A 13,177-nucleotide genomic window follows, 5' to 3' on the forward strand; every position below is an offset into this window, starting at 1 on the left:
GCGGGGCGCCGTGAAGTCGGCGATCCCATTGGTCGAAAATCCTTGCGGGCAGGGACTTCGGGTTACGAAAGAAGTTTGCGTATATTCGGCCGCCGAGCGGGTCGGGGGGCGATTCCGTCCGCCTACGGTATTTTCCGCGCTTCCATCTCTACCCACCCTGCGCGACAGGCGACAACCATCGGGCGAGGCAGCGCGGGGGCCGTTAAGCGACGAGATGCAGAGAGTTCGTGATCCTTTCGGCGAGGCCCTGGCCGCTATCCGGAGCAGGGTGCGCGCGGGCCGCTATGTGCATGGCGAGCGTCTGGCGATCACCGATTTCGCCCAGGACCTGGATCTTAGCGCGACGCCTGTGCGCGAGGCCCTCTCGCGCCTCGCAGGCGAGGGCTTGATCGAGGAGCGGCGCGGGCAAGGGTACTTCGCCTGGCGACTGGATGTGGTCGATCTCGCCGAACTCTACGAGCTGCAAGGCGAGCATCTCAATTTCGCGCTCGAGCGCGCCGGCGTCAGGCCCGGCGGCCTTGTCCCGGTGCACGAGGAGGCGCTCGAGGACGCCGAAGCTCTGTTCGCCCAGATCGTCCGTCAGAGCGATAACGCTGCGTTGGTTCGGGCCAATCGTCTCCTGGCGGACCGGCTCGCCGCGCCGAGATTGGCTGAGGCGCGAGTCCTCTGCGACCTCGACCAGGAACTTAAGGAGCTGGTGTCCCTGCGCCATCCGGAGGCCCTCAAACCAGCCCTGGCCGCCTATCACCTTCGCCGTCTGGCCAGGAGTCAGGCGATCATCGCAGCCCTGCGGAACCTGACATCCGAAGCTGCGGAAAATATAGTCTCGCTATAGGCGATATATAGTTTGAATCAACGTGGTCGCGAACGCTTCCTTGGGCCGTCGCATTGACGCGACGAACCCTAACCAGGAGGCGATCATGTCCTCGAAGTTCCTGCTCATTACCTTCGGCGACGCCAAGGCTCTGACCCGCGGCATTGTCGGGGCCGATTTCGAGCTGGATTACCAGCCCCATCCGTAAGTCGACTAAGCGAGCGCCGTCCCGGGACGGCGCTCGCGTCCTCGGCAGGACCTCCCCATGAGCCTTCGATTCTCGTCCCGCACCTTCGCCGCCTGCTGCGGCGAAGACCTCATCCTGCTCGACACCAAGGCCGGTTCGTACGCCTGCCTGCCAGGCTGCGCGCCTCTGGTTGGCCTAAGTCCTGGGAACTCCTCCGTTGCGATCTTCGACAAGGACTTGGCCGAGGGGCTCATGCAGATCGGCGCGGTGGAGGAGGGTGAGGGCGCGCCAAGGCATGCGGTCGCGCCCGCCGAGCGGGACCTGACTTTCGCGGGCAGCACATCCCTACGCATCTCCGACGTGGGCGCCATGCTGGCGGCCCTCGCCGGCATGGCCGTTACCTATTGGCGCGTCCCGTTCGGACAGATGATCGAAGGCGTGGAGGCGAGGGGAACGGGCATTTGCTCGGAGGAGCCTTGGCTCATCCCCGCCGCGCGAGCCTTCGGGCGGATGCTGCCCTGGGTTCCGGCGCAAGGCGTTTGCCTCTACCGCAGCTTCTATCTGCTAGCCTTTCTGCGCCGGCGCGGCCTCTCGGCCAGCTGGGTGTTCGGCGTGCAGACCTACACCTTCGAAGCCCATTGCTGGCTTCAGGCCGGCGATCTGGTTCTGGGCGACCACGTCGAGCATGTCCGCGGCTTTGCGCCCATTCTGGCGCTCGAGCCGTGAGCTACCTCGCAGTCGCCTGGCCTGGCGAGCAGTCCCCGCCCACATGGGTCGGCGCGCTCGTCGGAGCCCTGCCCAGGGATTGGTCTTCGCAGATGGCCACGTCCAACATCTTCGTGGCGTGCGGGGGACGATTTGCGCCGCCCATTCGCGTCTTGGGCGGTGGCGTTCTTATCGGGGAAGCTGTCGGGAGGGCCGGCGCCCTCGAACGGAAGACCTCGAATGTTGCTGAGCAGGCGCGCAGGCTAAGCAATCAGATCTGGGGATCCTATGTCGCCCTCCTGGCGGGCGAGAGGGCGGGCCTGCCTTGCATCCTTCGTGATCCTGGCGGCGGCCTCGACGGCCTGGTCTGGCGCGCAGACGAGGCGCTCCTGATTTCAGACGACTTGCCGGCCTGGCTCAGGCCCTGGATGCCCTTGGAGCTCGCGATAGACTGGGGCCTGGTCGCCGCGATGCTCTGCGACCCGGTCCTTGCCTCAGCTGGCGTCGCTCTCAAAGGCGTCGAGGGACTAGCGCCCGGCGTCCTTTGGTCACCGACGAGCCCGCGACAGGCGATCTGGACGCCGGCGCTGGCCGCAGGCGCGCGCGCGCCATCGAGGCTACAGGCCATGGCCGAGTTGCCTGATCTGGTCGATGAGGTCGTCGGAGCGCTTGCCGGCGAGAAGAGCCTGATCGAGCTCTCGGGCGGGCTGGACTCGGCCATCGTCGCCAGCGCGCTGCGGGCGACAGGCAAGGCGGCGGAAGGCCTCAACTATTTCAGCGCCGAACTTGGCGGTGACGAGCGCACTTACGCCCGGGCCGTCGCTGACCTCAACGGTCTTAAGCTCGCCGAGATCGAGAAGCCGGCGCCGAGCCTTGATCTGGCTGCGCTGGCGTCTGCGGCAGGCGGCGCCCGGCCAGGGTTCAACGCGCTGGATTTTGAGCACGACCTGGACGTGGCCGCGCGATGCATCAGCATGGGCGCAGATACGCTGCTCACGGGCCAAGGCGGCGACCACGTCTTCTTCCAGGCGCCGACCGCGCTCATCGCGGCCGACGCCATGGGGCAGGGCCCGAACGCAGGGATGCTCGCGGTGCTCGCCAGGCGACTGGGCTGCTCGGTCTGGCGCGTCCTGGGCGAGGCGCTCGGCGCTCGCTTGGGCCGGGCGCCGGAAAGGGACAAGCCCGCTCATCTCTCCGCCAAGGCCTGGAAGCTGGCGTCGGGCGCGCCAATTCATCCCTGGCTCGAGGACCTGGGCGGCCTGCCGCCCGCTAAGGCCCTGCAGGCGCGGTGTCTTGCCGCCGCGCTCTCGCTTTCGGGCGCCAGCCGCAGGGGCGCGGCCGCTCGCCTGCGCCATCCGCTGCTTAGCCAACCGGTCATGGAATACTGCCTGCCGATCCGGGTGAAGGACCTCACCTGCGGCGGCCACGACCGCGCCCTGGCGCGGACCGCCTTTGCTTCGCGATTGCCAGCCTCCGTGGCGACCCGACAGGGAAAGGGAAGGCTGACCTCCCACTATGGCCGCGCGATCGCCTCGGGGCTGCCCAGCCTTCGGGCTCTCCTGATTGAGGGGCGGCTCGCTCAGGAAGGACTGCTGAATGTGGAGGTGTTGGACCGCATGCTGACCCGCGAGCACCTCGCCTGGCGCGGGGGCTATGGCGCCATCATGGGGCTGACGGCCGTCGAGCTTTGGGTGCGCGCCTGGGAGGGAGTTGCGCAGCTGAATGAGCGTTGCCCGTCGAGTGAGACGCCAGCCTTCGGCTGAACCTATTTGCGGTGAAGGTGTTCCGCATTTTGCCGAGGGGCAAATGGCCGTCGGCGTAGACGCCATGGAGAGGATATGAAGTCCCGAAACGCCAGCCAGATGCCCGCTCGCGATCGGTCCAAGAGCCCTTCGACATCGTCCCAGGTTCGTCGGAGCCGCGAGGAGATCGCCGAGGGCGTGCGCCGCCAACGTCAGCACATCATGCTGCTTGATGGCGCCGATCCGCTGCGTGGGGGCGTGGCCGACTAGCGCCGGCTGCATTGGGGGGTCCCGCGAGCCTAAGATCCTTCCATTGAGACCAAGCTTTCTAACCGAGCGCTCGCCCGCTAGAGGGTTTGGAGCGTTTTCGGAGGGTCAGATGGCGGACGGCGTCGTCAAATTTTTCAACCAGGCCAAGGGGTTTGGGTTCATTTCACGCAATGACGGCGGGGGAGACATCTTCGTCCACATTTCCGCCCTGCATGACAGCGGCATGGATGATCTGGGCGAAAACGACGAAGTGGCCTTCGAGATCGAACGTGACCGGCGTTCGGGCAAGGAGACCGCCGTCTCTCTGCGGGTGCTTGCGCGAGGCACGCCTTCCCGTGGCGGCGGGGGCCCGCGTCGGGACGATCGCAGTCCGCCGAGGCAGCCGCAGGGCGGCGCCTCCGGCGGGCGGGCGTCGGCCGGCTCGGGAAGCGGCGTCGTGAAGTGGTTCAACCCCACAAAGGGGTTTGGCTTCATTCAGCCCAGCGAAGGCGGCGGCGACATCTTCGTGCACATCTCGGCGGTCGAGCGCGCGGGCCTTGGAACCCTCAACGATGGTCAGGAGCTCGCCTTCGATCTGGAAGCTGATCGGCGCACGGGCAAGATGGCCGCGGTCAATCTCCGCTTCGAGTAAACCCTAGGGGCGCGGCCAGGGCGTCTCTTCGGGCGGCTCGTCCGGCAGCACTACGGTTCTATCACCGGTCAAGGCGTCGCGAGGCCCGTCGGGCATGCCCTCTTGCGCGTCGCCGGGCGGAGCCTCCTGCACGCCCTCAGAGGGCTCCGCCGGGGCGCGAGCGACGGTGAAGTCGCTCAAAGGGACAAGCGAGCGACGACCCTGGTGCTCGTAAGCCAGGAGAATGCGGCCAGAGAGCGCGGCGATCTGTTCGAGCGGGCCCTTGAACTGGATGAAGTGCTCGCGCCCGTCCGCGCCCGCGACGAGCAATTCCACGGAGCTGACGTCGTCGCGCACGCGCGCCGCGTAGGGGATGCAAAGTGACTGCTCGACGCAGAGCTGCTGCCCGAGTTCGCCGCGCGGAGGGGCTTCTTCATCGGTTGGCAGAACGATCGAGGCCCGCACGCCGGCAAAGCTGATCAACGCCATCGATCCGGAGTCGTCGTCCTTCACCTCCAGCTTCAGGCTAGCCTGCGGCAGGCAAAACACCGCGATCATGATGGCGCAGGGCACGTCCATTGGGCTCTCCGGACCACGCGAAGGGCGGCCACGGCAACCTCCACCGCGCCAACTACCCCAACGCGCAATCGCCCCTAAGGCTCCGCTTGGCGCGAGGCGGAGCGATGAGCAAGCCACCGGAATGCGCGCGCGTAGATTTCGCGAACATTGCCCGGCGAGGAGATGACGTGGCCCTCGCCGTGCGCGGTGATCAAGGTGACGTCCTTGGCCTGCCTGGCCAGCGCCATGAACATCTCCTGGGCCTGGCTGAGCCGCACGAAGTCGATGTCGCCGTGGATCAGCAGCACCGGGGTCGTGATCTGCCCAGACAGGAAGACCGGGCTGTTGCGTACATAGAGGTCTGGGGCTTCCCAAGGGCTCGCCCGCAGGCCGGCCTGACCGTCCTCCGACCAACCCAGCAGATAGGCGCTAAGAGCATCCTGGGGCCGTGCCTCCCCATGGGGGTCGAAGGCCCCACGGACGCTGGAAAGATTGGTGGGCGCGGCCGAGGCGATGATTGCGGCGAACCGGTCGCTCTGCGTCGCGGCCATCAGCACGCTGTAGCCGCCAAAGCTCTGGCCCCAGAGGATCGGGTGGGATCCATCGAACCCGCCCGCCTGGGCACCGGCCAGATCCACCGCCTCCAGGATCTGGTCTGCGAGCCCTTCGCCTGGCTCAGCGCCCTTGGGTCGGGGAAGGGCCGGGACCAGGACGGCGTAGCCAGCCGCCGCCATCAGCTCTGCGTTGGCAGGGAAACGGCCAGGTCCGCCGCCGTAGGGTCTTGGCGGCGGATAGGCTTCCAGGCCGGGATAGGGAACGACAATCAGCGGCGGCAGGGCCGAGCGCGGCTTTGGCGGAAGCAGCAGATAGTGCGTGAGCAGCTCGCCGTCCGGGCCCTCATTCTTGATCTCGCGTACGCTTGCAAAGTCGATGTCACGGAAGTCGCGGTTGAGGTTCATGACGATCCTCTGCTTGGACGATGAGAGCTGCAGGTCGAGGTCGCCCGAGGCCTGGGCGAGGACGGAGGCGGACGCGCCCTTCGCGGCGATGATCTGGCGGGCGCGCAGGTCGCCAGAGAGTGGGGCGACGTCGCCGCGTGTTGAGATCAGGACCGAGCGCCCATTGGCCTGCGTTCGAAACCAGCCGACGCTTGGGGCGAGGTTCTGGCGTTCACGGCTGCTCAGGGACAGCCCCTGGACGCCGAGCGGCGCTGCATCGTTCGCCACGGCGGCGGCGCCGGAGGGCGTGACGCACCAGACCTGGCCGGCGCTGGCGGCGAACAGCGCCCGGCCGTCGTTGGCCAGCAGCCGCGGGCTTGGAGGGGCGGGCATGGCCGCAGTCAGGTTGATCGGCCCGTCGGGGGTCAATTGATACCAGTCGGCCCGCGCGCCCGGCGGCGCCATGAGCGCGATCGGCGCGCCCGCGAGCCAGCCGGCCGGCGCGATGACATGGCCTTCGGTGGTTTGGCCCAGCTCCAGCTCAAGGCCGCCTGTCTCCACCGGCAGGGCGGAGGTCGAGGTCAGTCTCAATAGGCGCGCCTGCGGCCAGGTCTGGCCCCGATGGCGGCCATGGACCAGCACCTCGCGGGCGTCAGCCGACCAGGCGATCAGGTGGGGCGAGAGATCACAGTCGCTGCAGGGCGTGGTCGAGACGCCGTTACTGAGATCGACCACGATGAGGTTTCGCCGGCGATTGGGCGTGGCGACGACTCGCGGCGCGGAGTCGGGCTTGATGGCCTCAAGGCTGGCCATGGCCGCGACCAGCTTGCCGTCCGGGGAAATCTCCAGGTCGTAGAAGTCGCCCCTGGCGAGGGTATGGATTTTGCCGCTCGCGGCATCGACAAGGAGCAAGCTCCCGCGCGGGGTGGTGTCGCCGGCAAAGGCGCCCTTGGAACTGACTTCGCTGAGGGCCGCCTCGCCCCTGGCCGCCGCTGCCCAGAGGGCTTGTAGCGCCTCGCGGGCCTGCCAGCCGGATCGAAGCCTCAGGGGCGTGTCCTGCCGCGCGGCGATGACCAGTTGAGTGTCCGACGCCCAAGCCATGGTCCGGCCAAGCTGGGCGAGCTCGGGGATCACCCCCAGCCAGCGGACCTCGCCGCTGGCCAGGGTGACGACGCCGGCCTCCCAGTTCCGTCCCTTCAGGCGGAGCACGACCATGGATTTGCCGCTTGGTGAGATCGGGCCGGCTGTATGGCCTTCAGCGGCTCCAACCTTCAGGAGCAACCGTGCAGGCGCATCGGAAGCGACCTCCGCGACATAGATCTGGCCGCGTCGCAGCGGCGGGTAAGCGTCGTATTCGAACGGTCCGGCCTCCTTGAAGGGGACCAGCCGTTCGAAGACGAGCCGCCGACCATCTGGCGTGAACGCCATCTGCCCGAACTCCTCGGCCGCCAGCAGATCCTCGACCGTGAAGGAGCGGGCGCAGACGGGAGCGGCGATCGCAGCCAGGCACAGGGCCGCGACCTGCGAAGAAAGTCGCATGGGATAGGACCTCGGATTTTGGAAGGATCGGCCCTTAGGCCTACCAGCGCTTGGTCAGTTGCATCGAGACAAAGCGGCCGAGCGGGTCGGCGTTGGCCGGGTCGTAGCCGATGCCGGTCGGCCCGTCATAGAACGGCGGATCGATGTCGAAGAGGTTCTGGACGTTGAGGGCGAGCGTGAGGCCCTCAAGCGCGCCGCTTGTCTCATCAGGCGCCCAGCGCAGCTGAAGGTCGCTGGTCGCCCAGGCGTCGATCTTGCGGCCAGCTTCGGTGTGGTAGGCGTCTACGTAGTTGAGCGCCAGGCTCGCGCCGTAGTCTCCGCGGCTCCATTGGGCGCTTACCCGTCCGCGCAGGTCCACCGGCTGGCCAGGTAGATTGAGGCTATCGACCTTCGGCGCCGTTGGCGTGAATTGACGTTCGAAGTCGGCGAGGTAGCTCAGCGACAGGGCCAGGTCGAAGGCGTCGTCGCCGGCGGTGAAACTGTAGCTGGCCGAAACGTCGATCCCCCGGACCGTCACGCTCCCGGTGTTGACGAAGCGCGCGTCGATGATCGCCCGGTACGCCTCGGCCGGAAAGAGACCGATATTGGCCGAGGTCGAGGCGGCCATGAGGGCGCGGATGCGAGCGAGGTCTGCAGGATTGCCGAGCGGATCGACATAGGTGACGAAGGGCGCAAAGGCCGGGTTGGTCAGGGCGCTGGCCGGACTGGTGAGCACCGGGGTGCCGATCTGGTTGGTGAACTCCACATCGAACCAGGTGGCCGAGAGCTGCAGGCCCGGCAACGCTTCGGAGCCGTAGTCGAACCCTGCTGACCAGGTGGTGGCCGTCTCGGGTTCAAGCTCGCGGTTGCCGCCGCTCATCAGCATGCCTACCACCTGGCCCGTGGGGCTCTGGTTGAGGACGGGTGAGTTGTTCGCGAGCTGATAGAGCTCGGGCATGTTCGGCGCCCGGAACGAGGTCCCGTAGGACGCCCTCAGTTTCAGGGCGTCATTCGGCTCCCAGAAGAGGCCGATCTTGGGATTGGTGGTCTGGCCAAAGTCGCCGTAGTTCTCGATGCGGGCCGCCAGTGAGGCCTCAAGGCGGTTCACCCACGGAACGTCCATCGCCTCGCCCACCAGCGGAACCCGCAATTCCAGGAAAGCCGCTTCGATACTCCGTTTGTAGGTCTCGCCGCCGGCCTTCACTGGACGGGTTGTGGCCACCAGGTTGGTGGTCTGGGGCTTGAAGCGCTCGCGCCGCGCTTGCACCCCGATCGCCGCCTTCAGATCGCCGGCCGGCAGCCGCCAAACCGGGCCATCGGCCTTGGCGTCGAAGGTCTGCACGATGGAGAGATTGCGCGCGAAGCTGTAACCGCTGGCCAGGAAGCCGAGCAGCTGGCGGCTGTTGGCGACCGAGTAGTCGCCATAGGGGTTGAAGAAGCCGTCACGGGCCGCGACGTATGGCGTCGCCGGATCGTCGGGGATCGCGCCCAGGGCTTCGTTCAGGAAGCGCGAATTGACGATGTTGCGGCTGTCGCGCTCGCCAAGCTCGCTGGCCATCGCCGCATAGACATCGCCGCGCCAATCATGCGGCAGGTCGATCTCAAACCCGGCCGATACGCCGAGGCTCTCGGAACTGCCATAGCTCGATTGCGCGCCGATCTCGTCGGAGAACGAATAGCCGATGACGTGAGAGGCCGAGCCGTTCGGGGAGACGAAGAACGGATTGGCTCGGGTGATCGTAAAGGCCGAGATGGGGCTCGGCCGCGAGATCTCGTTGCGGCGATGGTTGTAGCGAACATCGCCCACAAATCGGACGGCGTCGGTCACGTCTTGCGTCAGGCTGGCGTAGAGGCCCTGGCGCTCGTCCTTGGGCAGGACGTCACCGCCCAGGCGCTGGTTCTCCAGATTGGCGACGCCGGCGATGAAGTCCGAGGGGCGCAGGCCTACGCCGCTCTGACCGGGCGGCACTGACCAGCCCACCACGTACGAAGCCAGGGCTGCATTGACGACCAGGATGTTGGCCGGGTGGCTGTAGATAACCCGGTGATCAGTCCCGCCAAGGCCGCGCAGGTCCGACGTGGCCGTAAACGGCCGGTCTGAGCCCTTTAGCCCCCAGCGCCGGCCGTACTCGTAGGAGAAGACGAAATCGCCGCTCGCCCAGCTATGCCCCAGGGTGTGGGCGGCCTGGATTTCTTCGCCGCCGCCCTGGGTCGAGGTCCCGAGCCTCAGCCGCGTCTCCTGACCCTCGAACCGGCGCTTGAGGTTGATGTTGACCACGCCGCCTACGGCGTCGGAACCGTAGAGCGCGCTGGCCCCATCCAAAAGTACGTCGATGCGATCGACTGCCGCCGTCGGCACCGCCGAGACGTCGGCGAAGTCGGCCTTGGAGCCGGTGCCGCCCATCCTGCGCCCATTGACGAGGACGAGGGTCGCGCCGGCGCCTAGTCCGCGCAGGTTGACGCCCGTCGCCGCCAGATCGTTGGTGTTTCTCCCATCCGTCCCGAGGATGGCGGCGTCGGCCGAGCCTGCCCCGCCGAAGTTCTGGGGCAGGGCGGCCAGCATGTCGGCGACGGTGGGCGCGCCCATGCGATCGACGTCATCGCGCCCGAGTAGCAGGACCGGGGAGGTTGGGGCGTCCGCCCCCCGAATTAGGGTGCCGGTGATCACCACCTCATCGAGAAGCGCAGGCTCAGCACGTTCGACGGCGGCGTAGGCGGCGGGCGTCCCGCTCGGCGGATCAGCCGCCTCGCCAGCCTCGCGTCCCTTGGCGTGTGGGTCGCCTGGGTCGCGAGGCTGGCTTGCCCTGGCGGGCTTCGAAGTCGCCCTTAGGACAAAGGCGTTGGGGCCGCTTTGCTGGACGGTGAGGCCTGTGCCTTCCAGGAGCCGGGCGAGCGCGGCGTCGGGCGAGTAGGCGCCCTTCAGCGCCGGCGCGCTGCGCCCGGCGACCTGTTGGGGGGAGAAGAGGATCTGGCGGCGCGATTGGGCGGCGTAGGTCAGCAGCGAGGCCTGCAGCGGCCCTGCCTCAATTGCGAAGGTTGTCTGGGCAGGCGCGGCGCTCGCCGGCTGGCTGAGGATCGCCAGCGCAGATACGCCAACAAGGTAAGAGCTGATCGGATGCACGCGTTTCCCCCTCTAAGGGCCCGATCGTTTTCCGGCGCCCGCCGTCATGGCGGACGGCCCCGGTTTGCGGGCCTTGCGGGAATAGACGGCTCACGACGGCCTCTACCCTGACTGGTGGCGAAGATTTTCTGCTGGAAGGGCGCGCCTCGGTCAGACTGCGGGTTCGAGGCGGATCTCTTTCGGGGATCGGCTGGCGACCTTTAGGCCATAGAGGTCCTTTACGGCGCCCACGAAAGCTTCGGTGTCGCCGGTCTCGAACGAGCCGGAGACGGTCGTCTTGGCCAGGCTAGGTTCGCCAAGGATGACCTTGGTGTCGCTGTAGCGGTTGACCTGATCGATGGCTGATTGAAGCGGTTGGTTCTGGAAGACCAGCCGCCCGCTCGTCCAGCTGGTCGCGGCGGCGGCGTCGATCGGCCGGGGGGCCGGGGCCGGCGCTGAGGGACGGATCTCCTGGCCGGGGGAGAGCGTCCACCCCTTGCCGCTGGCAGCGGATTCCACCCTGACCTTGCCGTCCAGCAGGATGACCTGAACTCCGTCGCTACCTTGTCGGACGTCGAAGCGGGTTCCGATGGCGCGGACGGAGGTCCCGTTCGCGTTAACGATGAAGGGGCGCGCAGGATCGTGGGCTACCTCGAAGAAGGCCTGGCCGCGGACGAGTTCGATCAAGCGTTGGTCACGCCGCATGCGCACACGCAGCTGGCTGTCGGTATCGATCCTAACTCGAGAGCCGTCGGTCAGGCGCACCAGGCGCTGCTCGCCAACTTCGGTCGAGTAGGAGTGACCGAGATAGGTGCGATAGCCGTAGGCCAGCCCCGCGCCGCTCGAAGCGAGCAGGAAGGCGATGACCCCCTTGGTCACCGGCCCAGGGCGACCGGGCTTCTTGCGGTCGAGCGCCTCCTGGCCGGCGGCCTTGATCTCTTCGTCGGCTTTCAGAGCCTCGATGCGCTTCCAGAAGGCGTCGATGTCCGCATAGGCTTGGCGATTGTCCCCGATGTCCCGCCATTCGCGGAACTGCCGAAGGCAGTCGGTCGTGATGGTGGTGTTATTGAGCTTCGCATACCAGCGGGCCGCCTCATCGCGGGTCTCTTTGGCGATGAGGTCCCGGTCGCTCATGGGTCCAGCCTTGCCTAGTCGCGCAAGGCCTCTTCGCATAGGGCCAGCGCGCGGGACATACGATATTCTACAGCCTTCACGCTGAGGCCGCGCTCCACGGCGATTTCGGAATAGCTCATCCCGTGGAAGCGATTCAATATAAACACGTCCCGGTAGAGTTCGGGAAGCCCCAGGATGATCTGCTTCAGCAGCAGGGTCACTTCCTGATCGGCGTCAGTGAACGGAGCCAAGTGGTCTGGCAGGGCGTCGACCTGGAGCGCGACGCCGCCGCGAACCTTGAACTTCCTGGCCTCGTCGATCGCGATGTTGCGCGCGATACGCTGGAGGAAGGCGCGGGGGTGGCGTGCCACCTCACCAGATGCGAGAGCGCGGGCTAGACTCTCCTGGGCGATGTCTTCGGCTTCGGACGCCTTCTGGCGTCGCGAAGTCGCGGCCCACTCGATCATGATTTTCAGCAGCCGCATGTGTCTTGGACCGCGTTCGAGTTGATGTCAGAGACGCAACGAGCACGTGTAGACTTTACTCATAGTCTATTCCGCTGCCAAGGGGGGAGCCGCCTAGTGCGGCCATGGAACTCAAGGCCGTGGTTGGCCAGAACATACGGCGGGAGCGAGAGCGGCGGGGCATCCCTCAGGATGAGCTGGCGCATCGAGCCGACATTCACGTGACCTACTTGTCGGGCGTGGAAAATGGCCATCGCAACATCACCCTCAATGTGCTTGAGCGGCTAGCTAGGGCGCTCGGCCTTAGCGAAGCGGAACTAGTGAAGCGCTGATTTCAGCAATGGGCTCATAGCGGCCTATGGCAGCGTCCGCTTGGGGTAGTTTGCTTCCAGTCATCCGGAGCGTCAGCTTGGCGCAGATTAGCTCCGGCGTCTGACCCGATCCGTGTCGCCCGGCGAACGCTGACGGACTTTCCAGTTTTCGGCTTGGATCGAGCCAGCCTTGCGCATCTGGTTGGCGGGCTCGTTGACACGCGCTTCCGACAACGTGGCGCTCCAGAACCCTTGGCCATAGGTCGCTCCACCTGGCCATTGCTGGCGCTTCGGAATGAGAATGCGGAGGAAATCCTCGCAGGACGCTCCCCTTCAAGAAGGCTTGCAGCCCTGTCGTGTCCTTGAGATTTGGCGGGTCTAGCTCGCGGCATGGGCGAGAAGCGCGCGATTCCGTAACGCTCAAAATGTAAGCCGTCGGCCTATAAAAATGACGAGGGAATTATTAAATCTCGTCCGCGGCCCGGCGCGGGCAAGCGATCATCCGCAACAGAGCGGTTGCTCGTGCCACGGTTCGGCTTGCCCGTCAAGGGTGTCGCCAGTTGACACCACTTAGCTACTAGGTCGTTAGAATTCGGGACGTTGACGGTTCCGTCATCTCCACCTGCGCGTTTATCGATGAAGGAGGCGCAAATGGCAGTTAATTCCAGCTCGTTCAGCAGCGTCACTCTCACTGAGGAAGACGCGAAGAAGTTCAAGCGTCAGATCACGTTCGGAAAGCCGAAGGCGGCTGCCAACGCGAGCGTCTCCCGCGGCGTTGAGCTCGCCGATCAGTTCCGTAGCAGCGGTCGAACGCTGACCATAAAGGTTCCGGGCAAGGCCCGCTAAA

The 13,177-nt window shown here is 66.4% G+C and carries 12 protein-coding genes; 7 read left to right on the forward strand and 5 right to left on the reverse strand.

What is annotated here, in order from left to right:
* The first annotated feature begins 10 nt into the window (after window positions 1-10).
* The 5 genes from AC1DQJ_RS00840 to AC1DQJ_RS00860 all read left to right on the forward strand — a co-directional run bounded on the left by AC1DQJ_RS00840 (window position 11) and on the right by AC1DQJ_RS00860 (window position 4,349).
* Complete coding sequence (locus AC1DQJ_RS00840) at window positions 11-835, forward strand: GntR family transcriptional regulator (RefSeq protein ID WP_477599314.1); 825 nt, start codon at window positions 11-13, stop codon at window positions 833-835.
* Window positions 836-1,079: 244 nt separating this feature from the next.
* Entirely contained in the window at window positions 1,080-1,727 is a 648-nt protein-coding gene (locus AC1DQJ_RS00845; RefSeq protein WP_477599316.1) for a lasso peptide biosynthesis B2 protein, read from the forward strand.
* A gap of 605 nt (window positions 1,728-2,332) precedes the next feature.
* Complete coding sequence (locus AC1DQJ_RS00850) at window positions 2,333-3,469, forward strand: asparagine synthase-related protein (RefSeq protein WP_477599318.1); 1,137 nt, start codon at window positions 2,333-2,335, stop codon at window positions 3,467-3,469.
* Between the two features lie 75 nt (window positions 3,470-3,544).
* A complete protein-coding gene (locus AC1DQJ_RS00855) occupies window positions 3,545-3,718 on the forward strand; it encodes a hypothetical protein (RefSeq protein WP_477599320.1) in 174 nt (57 codons plus the stop codon).
* Between the two features lie 109 nt (window positions 3,719-3,827).
* The gene (locus tag AC1DQJ_RS00860; protein ID WP_477599322.1) at window positions 3,828-4,349 is read left to right on the forward strand and encodes a cold-shock protein; all 522 of its coding nucleotides are present in this window, start codon (window positions 3,828-3,830) and stop codon (window positions 4,347-4,349) included.
* A 3-nt stretch (window positions 4,350-4,352) separates the two neighbouring features.
* Here AC1DQJ_RS00860 and AC1DQJ_RS00865 read toward each other — a convergent pair whose 3' ends face one another.
* The 5 genes from AC1DQJ_RS00865 to AC1DQJ_RS00885 all read right to left on the reverse strand — a co-directional run bounded on the left by AC1DQJ_RS00865 (window position 4,353) and on the right by AC1DQJ_RS00885 (window position 12,040).
* On the reverse strand, window positions 4,353-4,907 hold the full coding sequence (locus AC1DQJ_RS00865) for a hypothetical protein (protein ID WP_477599324.1): 555 nt from the start codon (window positions 4,905-4,907) through the stop codon (window positions 4,353-4,355).
* 74 nt (window positions 4,908-4,981) lie between these two features.
* Window positions 4,982-7,363 carry a S9 family peptidase gene (locus tag AC1DQJ_RS00870; RefSeq protein WP_477599326.1) on the reverse strand — a complete coding sequence of 794 codons (2,382 nt, stop codon included), beginning with the start codon at window positions 7,361-7,363 and terminating at the stop codon, window positions 4,982-4,984.
* 40 nt (window positions 7,364-7,403) lie between these two features.
* Window positions 7,404-10,463 (reverse strand): TonB-dependent receptor, encoded by a 3,060-nt coding sequence (locus AC1DQJ_RS00875; protein ID WP_477599328.1) that lies wholly within the window; start codon window positions 10,461-10,463, stop codon window positions 7,404-7,406.
* Between the two features lie 150 nt (window positions 10,464-10,613).
* Entirely contained in the window at window positions 10,614-11,576 is a 963-nt protein-coding gene (locus tag AC1DQJ_RS00880) for a FecR family protein (RefSeq protein WP_477599330.1), read from the reverse strand.
* A gap of 14 nt (window positions 11,577-11,590) precedes the next feature.
* Window positions 11,591-12,040 carry an RNA polymerase sigma factor gene (locus tag AC1DQJ_RS00885; RefSeq protein ID WP_477599332.1) on the reverse strand — a complete coding sequence of 150 codons (450 nt, stop codon included), beginning with the start codon at window positions 12,038-12,040 and terminating at the stop codon, window positions 11,591-11,593.
* A 104-nt stretch (window positions 12,041-12,144) separates the two neighbouring features.
* On the opposite strand from AC1DQJ_RS00885, the gene AC1DQJ_RS00890 reads away from it, so the two are divergent.
* Both AC1DQJ_RS00890 and AC1DQJ_RS00895 read left to right on the forward strand, forming a co-directional pair.
* Window positions 12,145-12,351: a helix-turn-helix domain-containing protein gene (locus tag AC1DQJ_RS00890; RefSeq protein ID WP_477599334.1), complete on the forward strand. Its 207-nt coding sequence runs from the start codon at window positions 12,145-12,147 to the stop codon at window positions 12,349-12,351.
* Window positions 12,352-12,966: 615 nt separating this feature from the next.
* Window positions 12,967-13,176 carry a hypothetical protein gene (locus tag AC1DQJ_RS00895; protein WP_477599336.1) on the forward strand — a complete coding sequence of 70 codons (210 nt, stop codon included), beginning with the start codon at window positions 12,967-12,969 and terminating at the stop codon, window positions 13,174-13,176.
* The last annotated feature ends 1 nt before the right edge of the window (window position 13,177 follow it).

This window comes from Phenylobacterium sp. P4_E10 (assembly GCF_056401675.1).

Bases quoted from the DNA above. Each gene is read 5' to 3' on its own strand.
- AC1DQJ_RS00845 (WP_477599316.1), top strand. From the start codon at position 1,080: ATGAGCCTTCGATTCTCGTCCCGCACCTTCGCCGCCTGCTGCGGCGAA.
- AC1DQJ_RS00895 (WP_477599336.1), top strand. From the start codon at position 12,967: ATGAAGGAGGCGCAAATGGCAGTTAATTCCAGCTCGTTCAGCAGCGTC.
- AC1DQJ_RS00880 (WP_477599330.1), bottom strand. From the start codon at position 11,576: ATGAGCGACCGGGACCTCATCGCCAAAGAGACCCGCGATGAGGCGGCC.
- AC1DQJ_RS00870 (WP_477599326.1), bottom strand. From the start codon at position 7,363: ATGCGACTTTCTTCGCAGGTCGCGGCCCTGTGCCTGGCTGCGATCGCC.
- AC1DQJ_RS00890 (WP_477599334.1), top strand. From the start codon at position 12,145: ATGGAACTCAAGGCCGTGGTTGGCCAGAACATACGGCGGGAGCGAGAG.
- AC1DQJ_RS00865 (WP_477599324.1), bottom strand. From the start codon at position 4,907: ATGGACGTGCCCTGCGCCATCATGATCGCGGTGTTTTGCCTGCCGCAG.
- AC1DQJ_RS00855 (WP_477599320.1), top strand. From the start codon at position 3,545: ATGAAGTCCCGAAACGCCAGCCAGATGCCCGCTCGCGATCGGTCCAAG.
- AC1DQJ_RS00885 (WP_477599332.1), bottom strand. From the start codon at position 12,040: ATGCGGCTGCTGAAAATCATGATCGAGTGGGCCGCGACTTCGCGACGC.
- AC1DQJ_RS00860 (WP_477599322.1), top strand. From the start codon at position 3,828: ATGGCGGACGGCGTCGTCAAATTTTTCAACCAGGCCAAGGGGTTTGGG.
- AC1DQJ_RS00850 (WP_477599318.1), top strand. From the start codon at position 2,333: ATGGCCGAGTTGCCTGATCTGGTCGATGAGGTCGTCGGAGCGCTTGCC.